Below are 14,119 nucleotides of genomic sequence, written 5' to 3' on the forward strand. Positions count from 1 at the left end.
CACTCTGTGCTATGTGGCCGGAAAACCATGCGGTTTGCCGCGGAATAATGGTCCGGCTAAAAACCTTCAGAACTGAATGGATAGAACATCATGAATTTACACGAATATCAGGCAAAACAGCTGTTTGCTCGGTATGGCATGCCGGCACCAACCGGTTACGCCTGTACCACTCCGCGTGAAGCAGAAGAAGCCGCATCCAAAATCGGCTCCGGCCCGTGGGTGGTGAAATGTCAGGTTCATGCTGGCGGCCGCGGTAAAGCGGGCGGCGTTAAAGTCGTCAACAGCAAAGAAGATATCCGTGCTTTCGCGGAAGCCTGGTTGGGCAAGCGTCTGGTGACTTACCAGACTGACGCGCTGGGCCAGCCGGTTAACCAGATCCTGGTTGAAGCGGCGACCGACATCGATAAAGAACTGTACCTGGGCGCCGTCGTAGACCGCGCGACCCGTCGCATCGTATTCATGGCGTCTACCGAAGGCGGCGTGGAAATCGAGAAAGTGGCGGAAGAAACCCCTGAACTGATCCACAAAATGACCATCGATCCGCTGGCGGGTCCACAGCCTTATCAGGGCCGTGAGCTGGCCTTCAAACTGGGCCTGACCGGTAAGCAAGTCAGCCAGTTCGCCAAGATCTTTATGGGTCTGGCGACGCTGTTCCTGGAGCGTGACCTGGCGATGGTTGAGATCAACCCGCTGGTGATCACCAAGCAGGGCGATCTGGTGTGCCTGGACGGCAAACTGGGCGCCGACGGCAACGCCCTGTTCCGTCAGCCTGAACTGCGTGAAATGCGTGACCCTTCTCAGGAAGACGAGCGTGAATCCCGTGCGGCTCAGTGGGAGCTGAACTACGTTGCCCTCGACGGCAACATCGGCTGCATGGTTAACGGCGCCGGTCTGGCGATGGGCACCATGGACATCGTTAAACTGCACGGCGGCGAACCGGCCAACTTCCTGGACGTGGGCGGCGGTGCGACCAAAGAGCGCGTGACCGAAGCGTTCAAAATCATCCTGTCCGACGACAAGGTGAAAGCGGTTCTGGTTAACATCTTCGGTGGTATCGTACGTTGCGATCTGATCGCCGACGGCATCATCGGCGCAGTGGCTGAAGTGGGCGTTAACGTCCCAGTCGTTGTGCGCCTGGAAGGGAACAATGCCGAACTGGGCGCCAAGAAACTGGCGGACAGCGGCCTGAATATCATTGCTGCGACCAGCCTGACTGATGCGGCTCAGCAAGTTGTTGCAGCAGTGGAGGGTAAATAATGTCCATTTTAATCGATAAGAACACCAAAGTAATTTGCCAGGGCTTCACCGGTAGCCAGGGGACTTTCCACTCCGAACAAGCTATCGCTTACGGCACCAAAATGGTTGGCGGCGTAACTCCGGGCAAAGGCGGCACTCAGCACCTGGGCCTGCCGGTGTTCAACACCGTGCGCGAAGCGGTTGAAGCGACCGGCGCGACCGCCTCGGTCATCTACGTTCCAGCACCGTTCTGCAAAGACTCCATCCTGGAAGCGATCGATGCCGGCATTAAACTGATCATCACTATCACCGAAGGCATCCCGACTCTGGACATGCTGACCGTGAAAGTGAAGCTGGACGAAGCCGGCGTGCGCATGATCGGGCCGAACTGCCCAGGCGTTATCACTCCGGGCGAGTGCAAAATCGGCATCATGCCTGGCCACATTCACCTGCCAGGCAAAGTGGGCATCGTTTCCCGCTCCGGCACCCTGACCTATGAAGCGGTGAAACAAACCACCGATGCCGGTCTGGGCCAGTCCACCTGCGTGGGTATCGGCGGCGACCCGATCCCGGGTTCCAACTTCATCGATATCCTGAAGATGTTCCAACAGGATCCGCAGACCGAAGCGATCGTGATGATCGGTGAGATCGGCGGCAGCGCTGAAGAAGAAGCGGCGGCTTACATCAAAGAACACGTCACCAAACCGGTTGTCGGCTACATCGCCGGCGTCACCGCGCCGAAAGGCAAGCGTATGGGCCACGCGGGCGCCATCATCGCCGGCGGCAAAGGCACGGCGGACGAGAAGTTTGCTGCGCTGGAAGCAGCGGGCGTGAAAACCGTTCGCAGCCTGGCGGACATCGGCGACGCGGTAAAAGCGGTGCTGAAGCGCTAAGAGTTTAGTACGAAATAACACTATCTCGACATGTTTGGCCACCCATTGGGTGGCCTTTTTTATGGGCGAAGATCAGAACTCGTTGAGCGCCTTGATCAGCGCGATCCGATCCTGGAGGCGGCGCTGTTGCACCGGATCCGCCGCGGTCTGCCGCTGCTGATCCAGCGAGGTGAGGGCGGCGCGGCAATCGTCGGCGTTGCTGAACAGCGCCTCTTTGACGTTGATCGACGCAACGTTGGTGTAGCGGCCGTCGTCGGTGGTCGGCACCTGGATAACGCCCTCATTGAGCAGCCGTTTGACGATCGCCCGCTGCGGTTCGTATCCCTCCATGCCGATCAATTTCCAGCGCTGCGGCGTCACGCCCTGATAGTGGCCGTGTTTCACCTCCGTCAGGTAGCGCAGTGTCAGGTGGCGAATGGTGCCTTCTTCTTCCCCGTAATGCGCTTTGCTGTCGAACAGCACCGGGAAGGATTGTCCCTCCAGCGCGCCGCCTTTTTGCGTCAGATGGCCCATGCGGTAACTGTTCATGCCCAGGCGGATCGGCATGTCGTCGGTGACCGGCGTGCCGTCCGCCAGGCGCAGATCGACGATGCGTGAACCGGCGGGTTGGCGCAGATCGATGGTGTAAGTGACGCCGTCGAAGAAATCGTTGGTGGAATATTTGGACGAACGTCGCGCCGGATTAAAGCTGTAGGTGACGTCGCCCGGCTGCAGCTGATTGAAGTAGTCTGCGGACCATTCCATGTAGCGTTTAAGCGCTTTGCCGTTGAGCTGATAAACGGTGATCTCGCCGCCGGCGTATTGGTAGTTAAAGGCGATATCTTTGGCCTTGATATCGCCGACGTCCAGCTTGGCGCGATCGTTGTCGATCTGCAGGGCGATCACCTGCGCCAGCGGCGCATAGTGCCGGGCGGCCTGCTGGAACAGCGCGCTGATGCCGGTATCCTGCACGTGCACCTGAGGAATGCCGCGGAACTCGTCGGCAGGTACCAGATCGCTGCCGCTCAGCTTCGCCACCACCCGATTGGCGTTGGCGCGCAAAATGTCGTGATACGGCTGGTAGAGCGCCTGCATGGCGCTGTCCGGCGTCAGCCCTTTGATGGGGTAGGTGTAGCTGTTTTTGTCGATCAGCGTGAATTTGCCGTCGCGGCGTTCAAATTGCAGATCGATGCGCGACAGCGCGCGGCCGTATTTATCCGGTTCGGTGATGATGACGCCGTTGACCACCGCTTTGTCGATCTTCACATGCATGTGGCCGGCGACGATCGCCGCCAGCTCCGGGTTGGCGTTAGCGATGTCGGCCACGCCGGTGCCCGGGCGCTGGTTCTCGTTGTCGATGCCCATGTGCGCCACCAGCACGATGGCGTCGACCTGGCCATCAATTTGCCTGATGACCTGTTTCACCGCCTGCACCGGATCGGTGAAGTTCAGCCCTTTGATGCGGTCGGTGCCTTTGGCGAATTCGGCGGTCATCGGCGTGTCCATGCCGATAATGCCGATCTTCACGCCCTGGCGTTCAACGATGGTGTAAGCGGGCAGGTAGGGTTTGCCGCTGTCCCAGACGATATTGCCTGCCAGCGCCGCCCCCTTGAACTGTTTGAGCGGCGTAGCCAGCACCGGCAGACCGAAGTCGAATTCGTGGTTGCCCATCACCCAAACATCGTAATTGAGCGCGTTGAGGCCCAGCATCATCGGGCTGACGGCTTCATGCTTGAAGGTTTCGACGAAGTTGCCCTGGATAGTGTCGCCGGCGTCCACCAGAATCAGGTTGGGCTGTTCGGCGCGCACCTTTTTGACCTGGGTGGCTATCTGGCTCAGGCTGCCCGCCAGGTTTTCCGTATCGCTGGCGTAGTCCCAGGGCACGAAGGTGCCGTGCAGATCGGAGGTGCCCAATAGGGTGATGTTTACCGTGTCGGCGGCCATGACGTTTCCCGAGAGTCCCAAGACAGAGGCAAAGATGATTTTTTTCATAACTTATTGTCGCTCAATGCAATTTTAACATAAGTGGTCATTTTGCTACAAAATCGCAACCTTTACGATCCAATAGCGAGAAATAGACTAATATAGGAGGGAGATTTGTTGTTTTGTGACTGCAATCACTGTCATGACTTAATGGAAATAAAAGGTTAATTATGTCGCAGAATAAGCGCGTAATAATACAATGGCGGCTCTTTTAAATTACATTTATTTAACACAAAAATATCATTAAAAAACAATTAAACCATTGCGCAACATGACCCTAAGAAAATTATGCGAAATGTGCTGATGAATATGGAAATAATATGCGGATAGGCTTAAATTGTCTCAGATCAAATTAGGCCGAAGTACCTCTTTCGGCTAAGATTTGACCTGTAACCAAAAGTCCAACCCACGTCACGTAAAAACCTATTTATTGTGTGGGATTGGGCGAGTATCATCCATGTTGTGATTATGGATGGTTGATCTTGTTGCATTTGTTACCCGTTGTCGGTTTTCAGTGGCGCGCTTGTCGACGGCCCGAGAGGCTATTGGCCGAGTGTGCGGTTGAAAGCGGAGAAGCTGGATCAAATTTGTTGTGTTTAAGGGCATTCACTGCGGGGCGTTACTGGCGGCTTTGAAAGAAGCGTGCCGATAACCGCGTGTCGGAGTCTTCCTGCGAGGAGCAAGGAGTCAAGATGTTTGATATTGTCGAACTGTCGCGCTTACAGTTTGCTTTAACGGCGATGTACCATTTCTTATTTGTCCCATTAACGCTCGGTATGGCGTTCTTGCTGGCAATTATGGAAACGGTATATGTCCTGTCTGGCAAACAAATCTATAAAGACATGACCAAATTCTGGGGCAAGTTATTTGCGATTAACTTTGCTCTGGGTGTGGCCACCGGTTTGACCATGGAGTTCCAGTTCGGGACTAACTGGTCGTATTTCTCTCACTACGTCGGCGATATCTTCGGGGCCCCATTGGCTATCGAAGGTCTGATGGCGTTCTTCCTTGAATCGACGCTGGTCGGCCTGTTCTTCTTCGGCTGGGATCGTCTGAGCAAGGTGCAGCACATGGCGGTAACCTGGTTCGTGGCCCTCGGCTCCAACCTGTCCGCGCTGTGGATCCTGGTCGCCAACGGCTGGATGCAGAACCCGATCGCGTCGGATTTCAACTTCGAAACCATGCGCATGGAGATGGTCAGCTTCTCCGAGCTGGTGCTTAACCCGGTTGCGCAGGTGAAATTCGTTCACACCGTGGCTTCCGGCTACACCTGTGGCGCGATGTTCGTTCTGGGCATCAGCTCCTACTATCTGCTGAAAGGCCGCGACATCGCCTTCGCCAAGCGCTCCTTCGCCATCGCCGCCAGCTTCGGTATGGCTGCCATTCTGTCCGTTATCGTTCTGGGTGATGAATCCGGTTACGAAATGGGCGACGTGCAGAAAACCAAACTGGCCGCCATCGAAGCGGAGTGGGACACTCAGCCGGCGCCGGCGTCCTTCACCCTGTTCGGCATTCCCGATCAGGACAAGATGGAAAACTCCTTCTCTATTCAGATCCCGTATGCGCTTGGCCTGATCGCCACCCGCTCCACGGACACTCAGGTCACCGGCCTGAAAGATCTGATGGCGCAGCATGAAGTGCGTATCCGCAACGGCATGAAAGCCTACCAGCTGCTGGAAGAGCTGCGTGGCGGCAACACCGATCCTGCAGTGCGCGCCGAATTCAACAAAACCAAGCAAGACCTGGGCTACGGCATGCTGCTGAAGCGCTATACCCCGAACGTCACCGACGCGACGGAAGCGCAGATCCAGCTGGCGACTAAGGACTCCATTCCGCGCGTGGCGCCGCTGTACTTCGCCTTCCGCATCATGGTGGCCTGTGGCGTAATCATGCTGTTGATCATCGGCCTGTCGTTCTGGAACGTGATCCGCGGCCGCATCGGCCAGAAAAAATGGCTGCACCGCGCGGCGCTGTACGGTTTGCCGCTGCCTTGGATCGCGATCGAGTCCGGTTGGTTCGTGGCGGAATACGGCCGTCAACCGTGGGCGATTGGTGAGGTGCTGCCGACGGCGGTCGCCAACTCTTCGCTGACCGCGGGCGACATTCTGTTCTCGATGGGGCTGATCTGCGGCTTGTACACCCTGTTCCTGGTGGCTGAATTGTACCTGATGTTCAAGTTTGCACGTCTGGGTCCAAGCAGCCTGAAAACCGGCCGCTATCACTTTGAACAACCGACTGCCGCCGTGCAGGAAGCGCGCTAAACAGGAGTCCACGTATGTTTGACTATGAAGTACTGCGATTTATTTGGTGGGTCCTGGTTGGCGTACTGCTGATCGGCTTCGCCGTCACCGACGGTTTCGACATGGGCGTCGGCATTCTGGTGCGCATCATCGGGAAAACCGATACCGAGCGCCGGGTGATGATCAACTCCATCGCCCCGCACTGGGACGGTAACCAGGTATGGCTGATCACCGCCGGCGGCGCGCTGTTCGCCGCCTGGCCGATGGTGTACGCAGCGGCCTTCTCCGGCTTCTACGTCGCGATGATCCTGGTGCTGGCCGCCTTGTTCTTCCGCCCGGTCGGTTTCGACTACCGTTCCAAGCTGGAGAGCAGCCGCTGGCGCAACATGTGGGACTGGGGCATCTTCATCGGCTCCTTTGTGCCGGCAGTGGTGTTCGGCGTGGCGTTCGGCAACCTGCTGCAGGGCGTGCCGTTCCACATGGACGAGTACATGCGCCTGTTCTACACCGGCAACTTCTTCCAACTGCTGAATCCGTTCGGTCTGTTGGCAGGCGTGGTCAGCCTGACCATGCTGGTCACTCAGGGCGCGACCTACCTGCAAATGCGCACCACCGGCGAGATCCACCTGCGTTCACGCGCCGCGGCACAGATCGCGACGCTGATCATGGCAGTGTGCTTCCTGCTGGCGGGCGTATGGCTGGTGAAGGGCATTGATGGCTTCGTCGTGACGTCGGCTCTGGACACCCTGGCGGAATCCAACCCGATGCGTAAAGAAGTGGCGCATCAGGCCGGCGCATGGTTGATCAACTTCAACAAGTATCCGCTGCTGTGGGCGCTGCCTGCACTGGGCGTGGTGCTGCCGTTGTTCACCATCCTGTTCTCGCGTCTGGAGAAAGGCGCGCTGGCGTTCGTCACCTCGTCGCTGACCATCGCCTGCGTCATCCTCACCGCCGGGGTCACCATGTTCCCGTTCGTGATGCCTTCCAGCACCGTGCCGAACGTCAGCCTGACCATGTGGGACGCGACCTCGAGCCTGTTGACGCTGAAAGTGATGACCGTCGTGGCGGCGATCTTCGTGCCTATCGTTTTGGCGTACACCAGCTGGTCGTACTACAAAATGTTCGGTCGCCTCGACAAGAACTACATCGAAAACAACAAGCATTCGCTGTACTAAGGATAAGGAGCTAAACCATGTGGTATTTTGCCTGGATTCTCGGAACGCTTCTTGCCTGCGCCTTCGGCATCATCACGGCGCTGGCGCTTGAGCAGAGCGAAGCGACCAAAGCTCAGCAAGACGGTAAGTGATGAGCTCGTCCGTGATTGACAAGCTGTACGCTGTCACCGACAAGGGCCCGATCAGGGCCCTTTCCCTGGTGCTGGCGTTGATTTTGGCGGGGTGCGTGTTCTGGGATCCGACGCGTTTCGCCGCCAAAACCAGCTCGCTGGAGATTTGGGAAGGGCTGCTGCTGATTTGGGCAGTGTGCGCCGGGGTGATCCACGGTTTCGGATTCCGCCCGCAGCGCAGCGTCTGGCGTGCCTTTTTTGCGCCGCTTCCCGCAATTGTGATCTTGTGCGCAGGATTACTTTACGTTTCTTTATAATCTCCCTGATGTCCCCACGTTATGGGCCCTCACGGCCCATAATTATTTTCATTCCCATCTTGTAACCCATTCCCAACCCGATCCGTCTTGCGTATAGTAGCAGCGTTAAATTGCATTGCTGGGAAGTAGAGTGAGTAATACGTTGTTTCGATGGCCGGTTCGCGTTTACTACGAGGATACCGATGCCAGTGGTGTGGTCTATCACGCCCGCTACGTCGCCTTTTTTGAAAGAGCGCGCACAGAGATGCTGCGTCAGCACAACTTTCATCAACAGCAGCTGCTCAGTGAACAAGTCGCTTTTGTCGTCCGGCGCATGACGGTGGATTATCTGGCTCCGGCTCGTCTTGACGAGCAACTGGAGGTTCAGAGCGAAATCACCTGTCTGCGCGGGGCTTCTCTCACGTTTGCTCAACGCATTGTCAATTCTGACGGGGCCCTACTGAGCCAGGCAGATGTCCTGATTGCCTGTATTGATCCACACCAAATGAAGCCAAGAGCGCTTCCTAAGTCTATTGTCGCGGAGTTTAAGCAGTGACTGACATGAACATCCTAGATTTATTCTTGAAGGCGAGCCTGCTGGTTAAGCTTATCATGTTGATTTTGATATGCTTCTCGGTGGCCTCTTGGGCGATCATCATTCAGCGTACCCGCATCCTCAATGCGGCGACGCGCGACGCCGAAGCCTTTGAAGACAAATTCTGGTCCGGTATCGAGCTTTCCCGTCTGTACCAGGAAAGTCAGGCGCGTCGCGATAGCCTGACCGGTTCCGAGCAGATCTTCCATTCCGGGTTCAAAGAGTTCGCCCGCCTGCACCGCGCCAACAACCATGCGCCGGAGTCGGTGATCGAAGGGGCGTCGCGCGCGATGCGCATCTCGATGAACCGCGAGCTGGAAACGCTGGAAACCCATATTCCGTTCCTCGGCACCGTCGGTTCGATCAGTCCGTATATCGGCCTGTTCGGCACCGTGTGGGGGATCATGCACGCCTTTATCGCGCTGGGCGCGGTGAAGCAAGCCACGCTGCAGATGGTGGCGCCGGGTATCGCCGAAGCGCTGATCGCCACCGCGATCGGTCTGTTCGCCGCAATCCCGGCGGTTATGGCCTATAACCGTCTCAACCAGCGCGTCAACAAGCTTGAGCAGAATTACGACAACTTTATGGAAGAGTTCACCGCTATTCTGCATCGTCAGGCCTTCTCCAGCGACAGCAAATAAGTAGGAGGTAGCATGGCGAGAGTACGTGGACGTAGTCGGCGCGAGCTGAAGTCCGAAATTAACATCGTTCCGCTGCTCGACGTGTTGCTGGTGCTGCTGCTGATCTTTATGGCAACCGCGCCAATCATCACGCAGAGCGTGGAGGTTGACCTGCCGGACGCTACCGATTCCAAAACGGTGTCCAGCGATGACAATCCGCCGGTGATCCTCGAGGTTTCCGGCGTAGGTCAATACACCCTGGTGGTGGATCACAACCGTATGGAGCTGCTGCCGCCTGAGCAAGTCGCGGCCGAGGCCAAGTCGCGTTTGGCGGCTAACCCGAAAACGGTCTTTTTGATCGGCGGTGCGAAGGAAGTCCCTTACGATGAGATTATCAAGGCATTGAATATTCTCCATCAGGCGGGCGTGGCTTCCGTGGGGCTGATGACCCAGCCGATCTGACCGTAAGGCGAACGGCAACCCGGTTCCTGCGCTGCGCAGGAACCCCGTATAAGCAACACCAGTTTTTGGGAATCTATTTTGGTAAAGGCAACTGAGCAAAACGATAAGCTGAACCGCGCCGTTATTGTTTCGGTCGTTCTGCACTTCATATTGATTGCCCTGCTGATTTGGGGATCGCTGCAGGAAAAGGTCGACATGGGCGCCGGCGGCGGTGGCGATGGCACCGTGGTGGGTGCGGTGATGGTCGATCCCGGCGCGGTGGTGGAGCAGTACAACCGCCAGCAGCAGCAGAGCAACGATGCGCAGCGTGCCGAAAAGCAGCGCCAGAAAAAAGCGGAGCAACAGGCCGAAGAGCTTCAGCAGAAGCAGGCGGAGCAACAGCAGCGCCTGAAAGAGCTGGAGAAAGAGCGTTTGGCGGCGCAGGAGAAAGCCGCGCAGGACGCCAAGGCGCAGGCTGAACAACAGCAGAAGGCGGCGGAGCAGCAGAAACAGGCTGCCGAGCAGCAAAAAGCGGCGGAAGCCGCCGCAGCCAAGGCCAAAGAGCAACAGAAGGTTGCCGAAGCCGCCGCCGCCAAGGCGAAAGCCGAAGCGGAAAAGATAGCGAAGGCGCAGGCGGACGCGCAGAAGAAAGCTGAAGCGGAAGCCAAGAAAGAAGCGGCCGCCGCTGCCGCCGCCAAGAAACAGGCGGAAGAGGCGAAGAAAGCCGCGGCCGCCGCCGCAGAGCAAAAGGCAGCAGAGGCCGCAGAGAAGAAAGCGGCCGCTGAAGCCGAGAAAAAAGCCGCAGCGGAAGCCGAGAAGAAGGCCGCCGCCGAGGCAGAGAAGAAAGCTGCGGCCGAGAAAGCGGCAGCCGCCAAAAAAGCCGCTGCGGACGCCAAGAAGAAGGCTGCCGCTGAGGCTGCGAAACAATCGGAGGAAGTTAGCGATCTGTTTGGCGGCCTGGCGGACGGCAAGAACGCGCCGAAGGGCGGCGGTGCCAAATCGAAAGGTGATGGTAAACCGGCCGGGCAGGGCAATGCCAAGGCGGCAGGCGCCAGCGGGGCGGATATCAGCGGTTATATGGGGCAGATTCAAGGGGCGATTCAGAGCAAGTTCTATGACGCCAGTTCGTTCGCCGGCAAAACCTGCGACCTGCGTATCAAGCTGGCGCCGGACGGCCTGCTGATAAGCGTACAGGCGGCAGGGGGCGATCCTGCTCTGTGTCAAGCAGCGGTGTCTGCCGCCAAGTTGGCACACATACCGAAGCCGCCGAGCGATGCCGTTTATCAGCACTTTAAGAATTCTATACTTGAATTCAAGCCGCAATAACGGTTGATTGAGTGAGTGATATCACAGGGATGTACTAAGGTAACCAACAGGGATTATGTAGTTTTACGTGAGTTGGTTTGTTAAAATTCTGCTAATTTATCGCAGGCATCCCGCCTGGATAAGGGAGATGAGATGAAGCAGGCATTTCGAGTAGCGCTAGGTTTTTTAATTCTGTGGGCGTCCGTGCTGCACGCGGAAGTTCGCATTGAAATCACCCAAGGGGTCGACTCCGCTCGCCCGATTGGCGTGGTGCCGTTTAAATGGGCGGGCCCAGGCACGCCGCCGGAAGATATCGGCAAGATTGTCGGTGCGGATCTGCGCAACAGCGGCAAATTCAACCCGATCGACGTGGCGCGTATGCCGCAGCAACCGACCTCCGCGTCTGAAGTGACGCCGGCGGCCTGGACTGCATTAGGCATCGACGCCGTGGTTGTCGGCCAGGTTCAACCTGGTGCCGACGGCAGCTACCTGATCTCCTACCAGCTGGTGGACACCTCGGGTTCGCCGGGCACCGTATTGGCGCAGAATCAGTATAAAGTGACCAAACAGTGGTTGCGTTATTCTGCTCATACCGCCAGCGATGAAGTGTTCGAGAAGCTGACCGGCATCAAGGGCGCATTCCGTACCCGTATCGCCTATGTCGTACAGACCAACGGCGGGAAATTCCCGTACGAGCTGCGCGTAGCGGATTACGACGGTTACAACCAGTTCACGGTGCACCGTTCGCCTGAGCCGCTGATGTCACCGGCCTGGTCGCCGGACGGCAGCAAACTGGCTTACGTGACCTTCGAGAGCGGCCGTTCCGCGCTGGTGGTGCAGACCTTGGCTAACGGCGCTATCCGCCAGATCGCTTCGTTCCCGCGCCACAACGGTGCGCCGGCGTTCTCGCCGGACGGCAGCAAGCTGGCTTTCGCGTTGTCCAAGAGCGGCAGCCTGAATCTGTATGTGATGAACCTCGGCTCCGGCCAGATCACGCAGCTGACCGATGGCCGCAACAACAACACCGAACCGACCTGGTTCCCGGATGGCCAGTCTCTGGCGTTTACCTCCGACCAGGGCGGGCGTCCGCAGATTTATAAAATCAGCGCCAGCGGCGGTGCCGCACAGCGTCTGACGTGGGAAGGCTCTCAGAACCAGGATTCTGAAGTCAGCTCCGATGGTAAATTCCTGGTGATGGTGAGCACCAACAGTGGTGCACAACACATCGCCAAACAAGATCTTGGATCGGGCGCCGTTCAGGTTTTGACCGGCACCTTCCTGGATGAAACGCCTAGTATTGCGCCAAACGGCACCATGGTGATCTATAGCTCCACGCAAGGTATGGGCTCCGTGTTGCAGTTGGTGTCAACTGATGGGCGTTTCAAAGCGCGTCTTCCGGCAACTGATGGACAGGTCAAATTCCCTGCCTGGTCGCCGTATCTGTGATGCATGTGTAAATATGTATGGCAAACTATAAAAGGATCAAAGAAATGCAACTGAACAAAGTGCTGAAAGGGCTTCTGCTGGCACTGCCAGTTCTGGCTGTAGCAGCTTGTAGTTCTAACAAAAGCGCAAACAACGACCAATCTGGTATGGGCGCTGGCACTGGTATGGAAAACGGCAGCAGCAACCTGTCTTCCGAAGAACAAGCTCGTCTGCAGATGCAAGAACTGCAGAAGAACAACATCGTTTACTTCGGTCTGGACAAGTATGACGTAAGCTCCGAATTCGCTCAGATGCTGGACGCGCACGCTGCATTCCTGCGTAACAACCCGTCTTACAAAGTGACCGTTGAAGGCCACGCTGACGAACGCGGCACGCCGGAATACAACATCGCTCTGGGTGAGCGCCGTGCTAACGCCGTTAAAATGTACCTGCAAGGTAAAGGCGTTTCCGCTGACCAGATCTCTATCGTTTCTTACGGTAAAGAAAAACCAGCAGTACTGGGCCACGACGAAGCGGCTTATGCTAAAAACCGTCGTGCCGTTCTGGTTTACTAAGAGAATCGCATGAACAGTAACTTCAGACGTCACCTGTTGAGTCTGTCGTTACTGGTTGGCGTAGCGGCCCCTTGGGCCGCTACTGCCCAAGCGCCAATCAGTAATGTCGGCTCCGGCTCGGTCGAAGACCGCGTCACTTCACTTGAGCGTATCAGCAATGCTCAAGGCCAGCTTTTAAACCAACTCCAGCAACAACTCTCTGATAACCAACGCGACATTGATTCTCTCCGTGGGCAAATCCAGGAAAGCCAGTATCAGTTGAATCAGGTCGTTGAACGCCAGAAGCAAATCTATCAACAGATGGATAGCCTCGGCCAGAGCGGCGCTCAGAGCGCCTCTGCGGCGGCGGGCGCTGCCGGTGGGGCAGCCGCAGGCGCATCTTCCGATGCGGGCGGCAGCACGCCTGCGGCCGCTTCTGCGACGCCGAGCGGTGGTGATGAGAACAGCGACTACAACGCCGCTGTTTCTCTGGCGCTGGAAAAAAAACAGTATGACCAGGCGATTTCCGCCTTTCAGTCCTTCGTAAAACAGTACCCGAAGTCTACCTATCAGCCCAACGCCAACTATTGGCTGGGTCAGTTGTTCTACAACAAGGGTAAAAAAGACGACGCGGCCTACTATTTTGCGGTGGTGGTGAAGAATTACGCTAAATCACCGAAGGCGCCGGACGCCATGTACAAGGTGGGTATCATCATGCAGGAGAAAGGGCAGGCCGATAAAGCCAAAGCCGTGTTCCAGCAGGTGATTAAACAATACCCAACCAGTGCGGCGGCCAAACAGGCGAAAAGTCGCGTAGGCGGTTAATAGTCAGAAAAATGAGCCCAGAAGTTAGTCGATTTGACCGATTTCTGGGCTCATTCGCGTGAAGAACAAGCAGTTGAACGCATCAGTAAAAAATTTAGGTTGCGCTGCCAAGATAAATTAGTAATATATGCCGCCGTTGCCAAGACATCTTGCAAGATGTTAAAGCGGCAGGGAAATTGGGTCGTTAGCTCAGTTGGTAGAGCAGTTGACTTTTAATCAATTGGTCGCAGGTTCGAATCCTGCACGACCCACCAATTTCTGAAGTAGCAGTAACCACAACAGTGGGTGATTAGCTCAGTTGGTAGAGCATCTCCTTTACACGGAGGGGGTCGGCGGTTCGAGCCCGTCATCACCCACCACTGTTATGGGTCGTTAGCTCAGTTGGTAGAGCAGTTGACTTTTAATCAATTGGTCGCAGGTTCGAATCCTGCACGACCCACCA

The 14,119-nt window shown here is 56.8% G+C and carries 14 protein-coding genes and 3 tRNA genes; 16 read left to right on the forward strand and 1 reads right to left on the reverse strand.

Annotation, left to right across the window (positions count from 1 at the left end; translation table 11 throughout):
* Positions 1-90: 90 nt before the first annotated feature.
* Together sucC and sucD are read left to right on the forward strand one after the other, a co-directional pair.
* Positions 91-1,257: an ADP-forming succinate--CoA ligase subunit beta gene (gene sucC, locus AC6BYQ_RS11770; RefSeq protein WP_015376978.1), complete on the forward strand. Its 1,167-nt coding sequence runs from the start codon at positions 91-93 to the stop codon at positions 1,255-1,257.
* On the forward strand, positions 1,257-2,129 hold the full coding sequence (gene sucD, locus AC6BYQ_RS11775) for a succinate--CoA ligase subunit alpha (RefSeq protein WP_004939878.1): 873 nt from the start codon (positions 1,257-1,259) through the stop codon (positions 2,127-2,129). Before sucC ends, sucD begins: the two co-directional genes overlap by 1 nt.
* A 72-nt stretch (positions 2,130-2,201) precedes the next feature.
* On the opposite strand, the gene AC6BYQ_RS11780 is transcribed toward sucD, so the two are convergent.
* Entirely contained in the window at positions 2,202-4,100 is a 1,899-nt protein-coding gene (locus tag AC6BYQ_RS11780; RefSeq protein WP_025160035.1) for a bifunctional metallophosphatase/5'-nucleotidase, read from the reverse strand.
* A 683-nt stretch (positions 4,101-4,783) separates the two neighbouring features.
* Between AC6BYQ_RS11780 and cydA the strand changes: the two genes are divergently transcribed.
* The 14 genes from cydA (at position 4,784) to AC6BYQ_RS11850 (ending at position 14,119) form a co-directional block, all read left to right on the forward strand.
* The gene (gene cydA / locus AC6BYQ_RS11785; protein ID WP_019454034.1) at positions 4,784-6,352 is read left to right on the forward strand and encodes a cytochrome ubiquinol oxidase subunit I; all 1,569 of its coding nucleotides are present in this window, start codon (positions 4,784-4,786) and stop codon (positions 6,350-6,352) included.
* Between the two features lie 14 nt (positions 6,353-6,366).
* Positions 6,367-7,506 carry a cytochrome d ubiquinol oxidase subunit II gene (gene cydB, locus AC6BYQ_RS11790; protein ID WP_019454033.1) on the forward strand — a complete coding sequence of 380 codons (1,140 nt, stop codon included), beginning with the start codon at positions 6,367-6,369 and terminating at the stop codon, positions 7,504-7,506.
* A gap of 17 nt (positions 7,507-7,523) precedes the next feature.
* Positions 7,524-7,637: a cytochrome bd-I oxidase subunit CydX gene (gene cydX, locus AC6BYQ_RS11795; protein ID WP_004939868.1), complete on the forward strand. Its 114-nt coding sequence runs from the start codon at positions 7,524-7,526 to the stop codon at positions 7,635-7,637.
* Positions 7,637-7,933 (forward strand): cyd operon protein YbgE, encoded by a 297-nt coding sequence (gene ybgE, locus AC6BYQ_RS11800; RefSeq protein ID WP_019454032.1) that lies wholly within the window; start codon positions 7,637-7,639, stop codon positions 7,931-7,933. Before cydX ends, ybgE begins: the two co-directional genes overlap by 1 nt.
* A 130-nt stretch (positions 7,934-8,063) precedes the next feature.
* The gene (gene ybgC / locus AC6BYQ_RS11805) at positions 8,064-8,468 is read left to right on the forward strand and encodes a tol-pal system-associated acyl-CoA thioesterase (RefSeq protein WP_025160034.1); all 405 of its coding nucleotides are present in this window, start codon (positions 8,064-8,066) and stop codon (positions 8,466-8,468) included.
* Complete coding sequence (gene tolQ / locus AC6BYQ_RS11810; RefSeq protein ID WP_004939862.1) at positions 8,465-9,148, forward strand: Tol-Pal system protein TolQ; 684 nt, start codon at positions 8,465-8,467, stop codon at positions 9,146-9,148. The genes ybgC and tolQ overlap by 4 nt, the downstream gene beginning before the upstream one ends.
* Before the next feature lie 12 nt (positions 9,149-9,160).
* Positions 9,161-9,589 (forward strand): colicin uptake protein TolR, encoded by a 429-nt coding sequence (tolR, locus tag AC6BYQ_RS11815; protein ID WP_004939859.1) that lies wholly within the window; start codon positions 9,161-9,163, stop codon positions 9,587-9,589.
* Between the two features lie 78 nt (positions 9,590-9,667).
* Positions 9,668-10,894 (forward strand): cell envelope integrity protein TolA, encoded by a 1,227-nt coding sequence (gene tolA, locus AC6BYQ_RS11820; protein ID WP_019454030.1) that lies wholly within the window; start codon positions 9,668-9,670, stop codon positions 10,892-10,894.
* Positions 10,895-11,026: 132 nt separating this feature from the next.
* Positions 11,027-12,319, forward strand: coding sequence for a Tol-Pal system beta propeller repeat protein TolB (tolB, locus tag AC6BYQ_RS11825; RefSeq protein WP_004939856.1), 1,293 nt, complete (start codon positions 11,027-11,029; stop codon positions 12,317-12,319).
* Positions 12,320-12,363: 44 nt separating this feature from the next.
* Positions 12,364-12,873, forward strand: a complete 510-nt coding sequence (pal, locus tag AC6BYQ_RS11830; RefSeq protein ID WP_025160033.1) for a peptidoglycan-associated lipoprotein Pal — start codon at positions 12,364-12,366, stop codon at positions 12,871-12,873.
* 9 nt (positions 12,874-12,882) lie between these two features.
* Complete coding sequence (gene cpoB, locus AC6BYQ_RS11835; protein ID WP_074055143.1) at positions 12,883-13,677, forward strand: cell division protein CpoB; 795 nt, start codon at positions 12,883-12,885, stop codon at positions 13,675-13,677.
* Between the two features lie 178 nt (positions 13,678-13,855).
* Positions 13,856-13,931, forward strand: a tRNA-Lys gene (locus AC6BYQ_RS11840).
* A 29-nt stretch (positions 13,932-13,960) separates the two neighbouring features.
* Positions 13,961-14,036, forward strand: a tRNA-Val gene (locus tag AC6BYQ_RS11845).
* 7 nt (positions 14,037-14,043) lie between these two features.
* Positions 14,044-14,119 (forward strand) — tRNA-Lys (locus tag AC6BYQ_RS11850).

The organism is Serratia sp. LTN-2 (assembly GCF_059740205.1).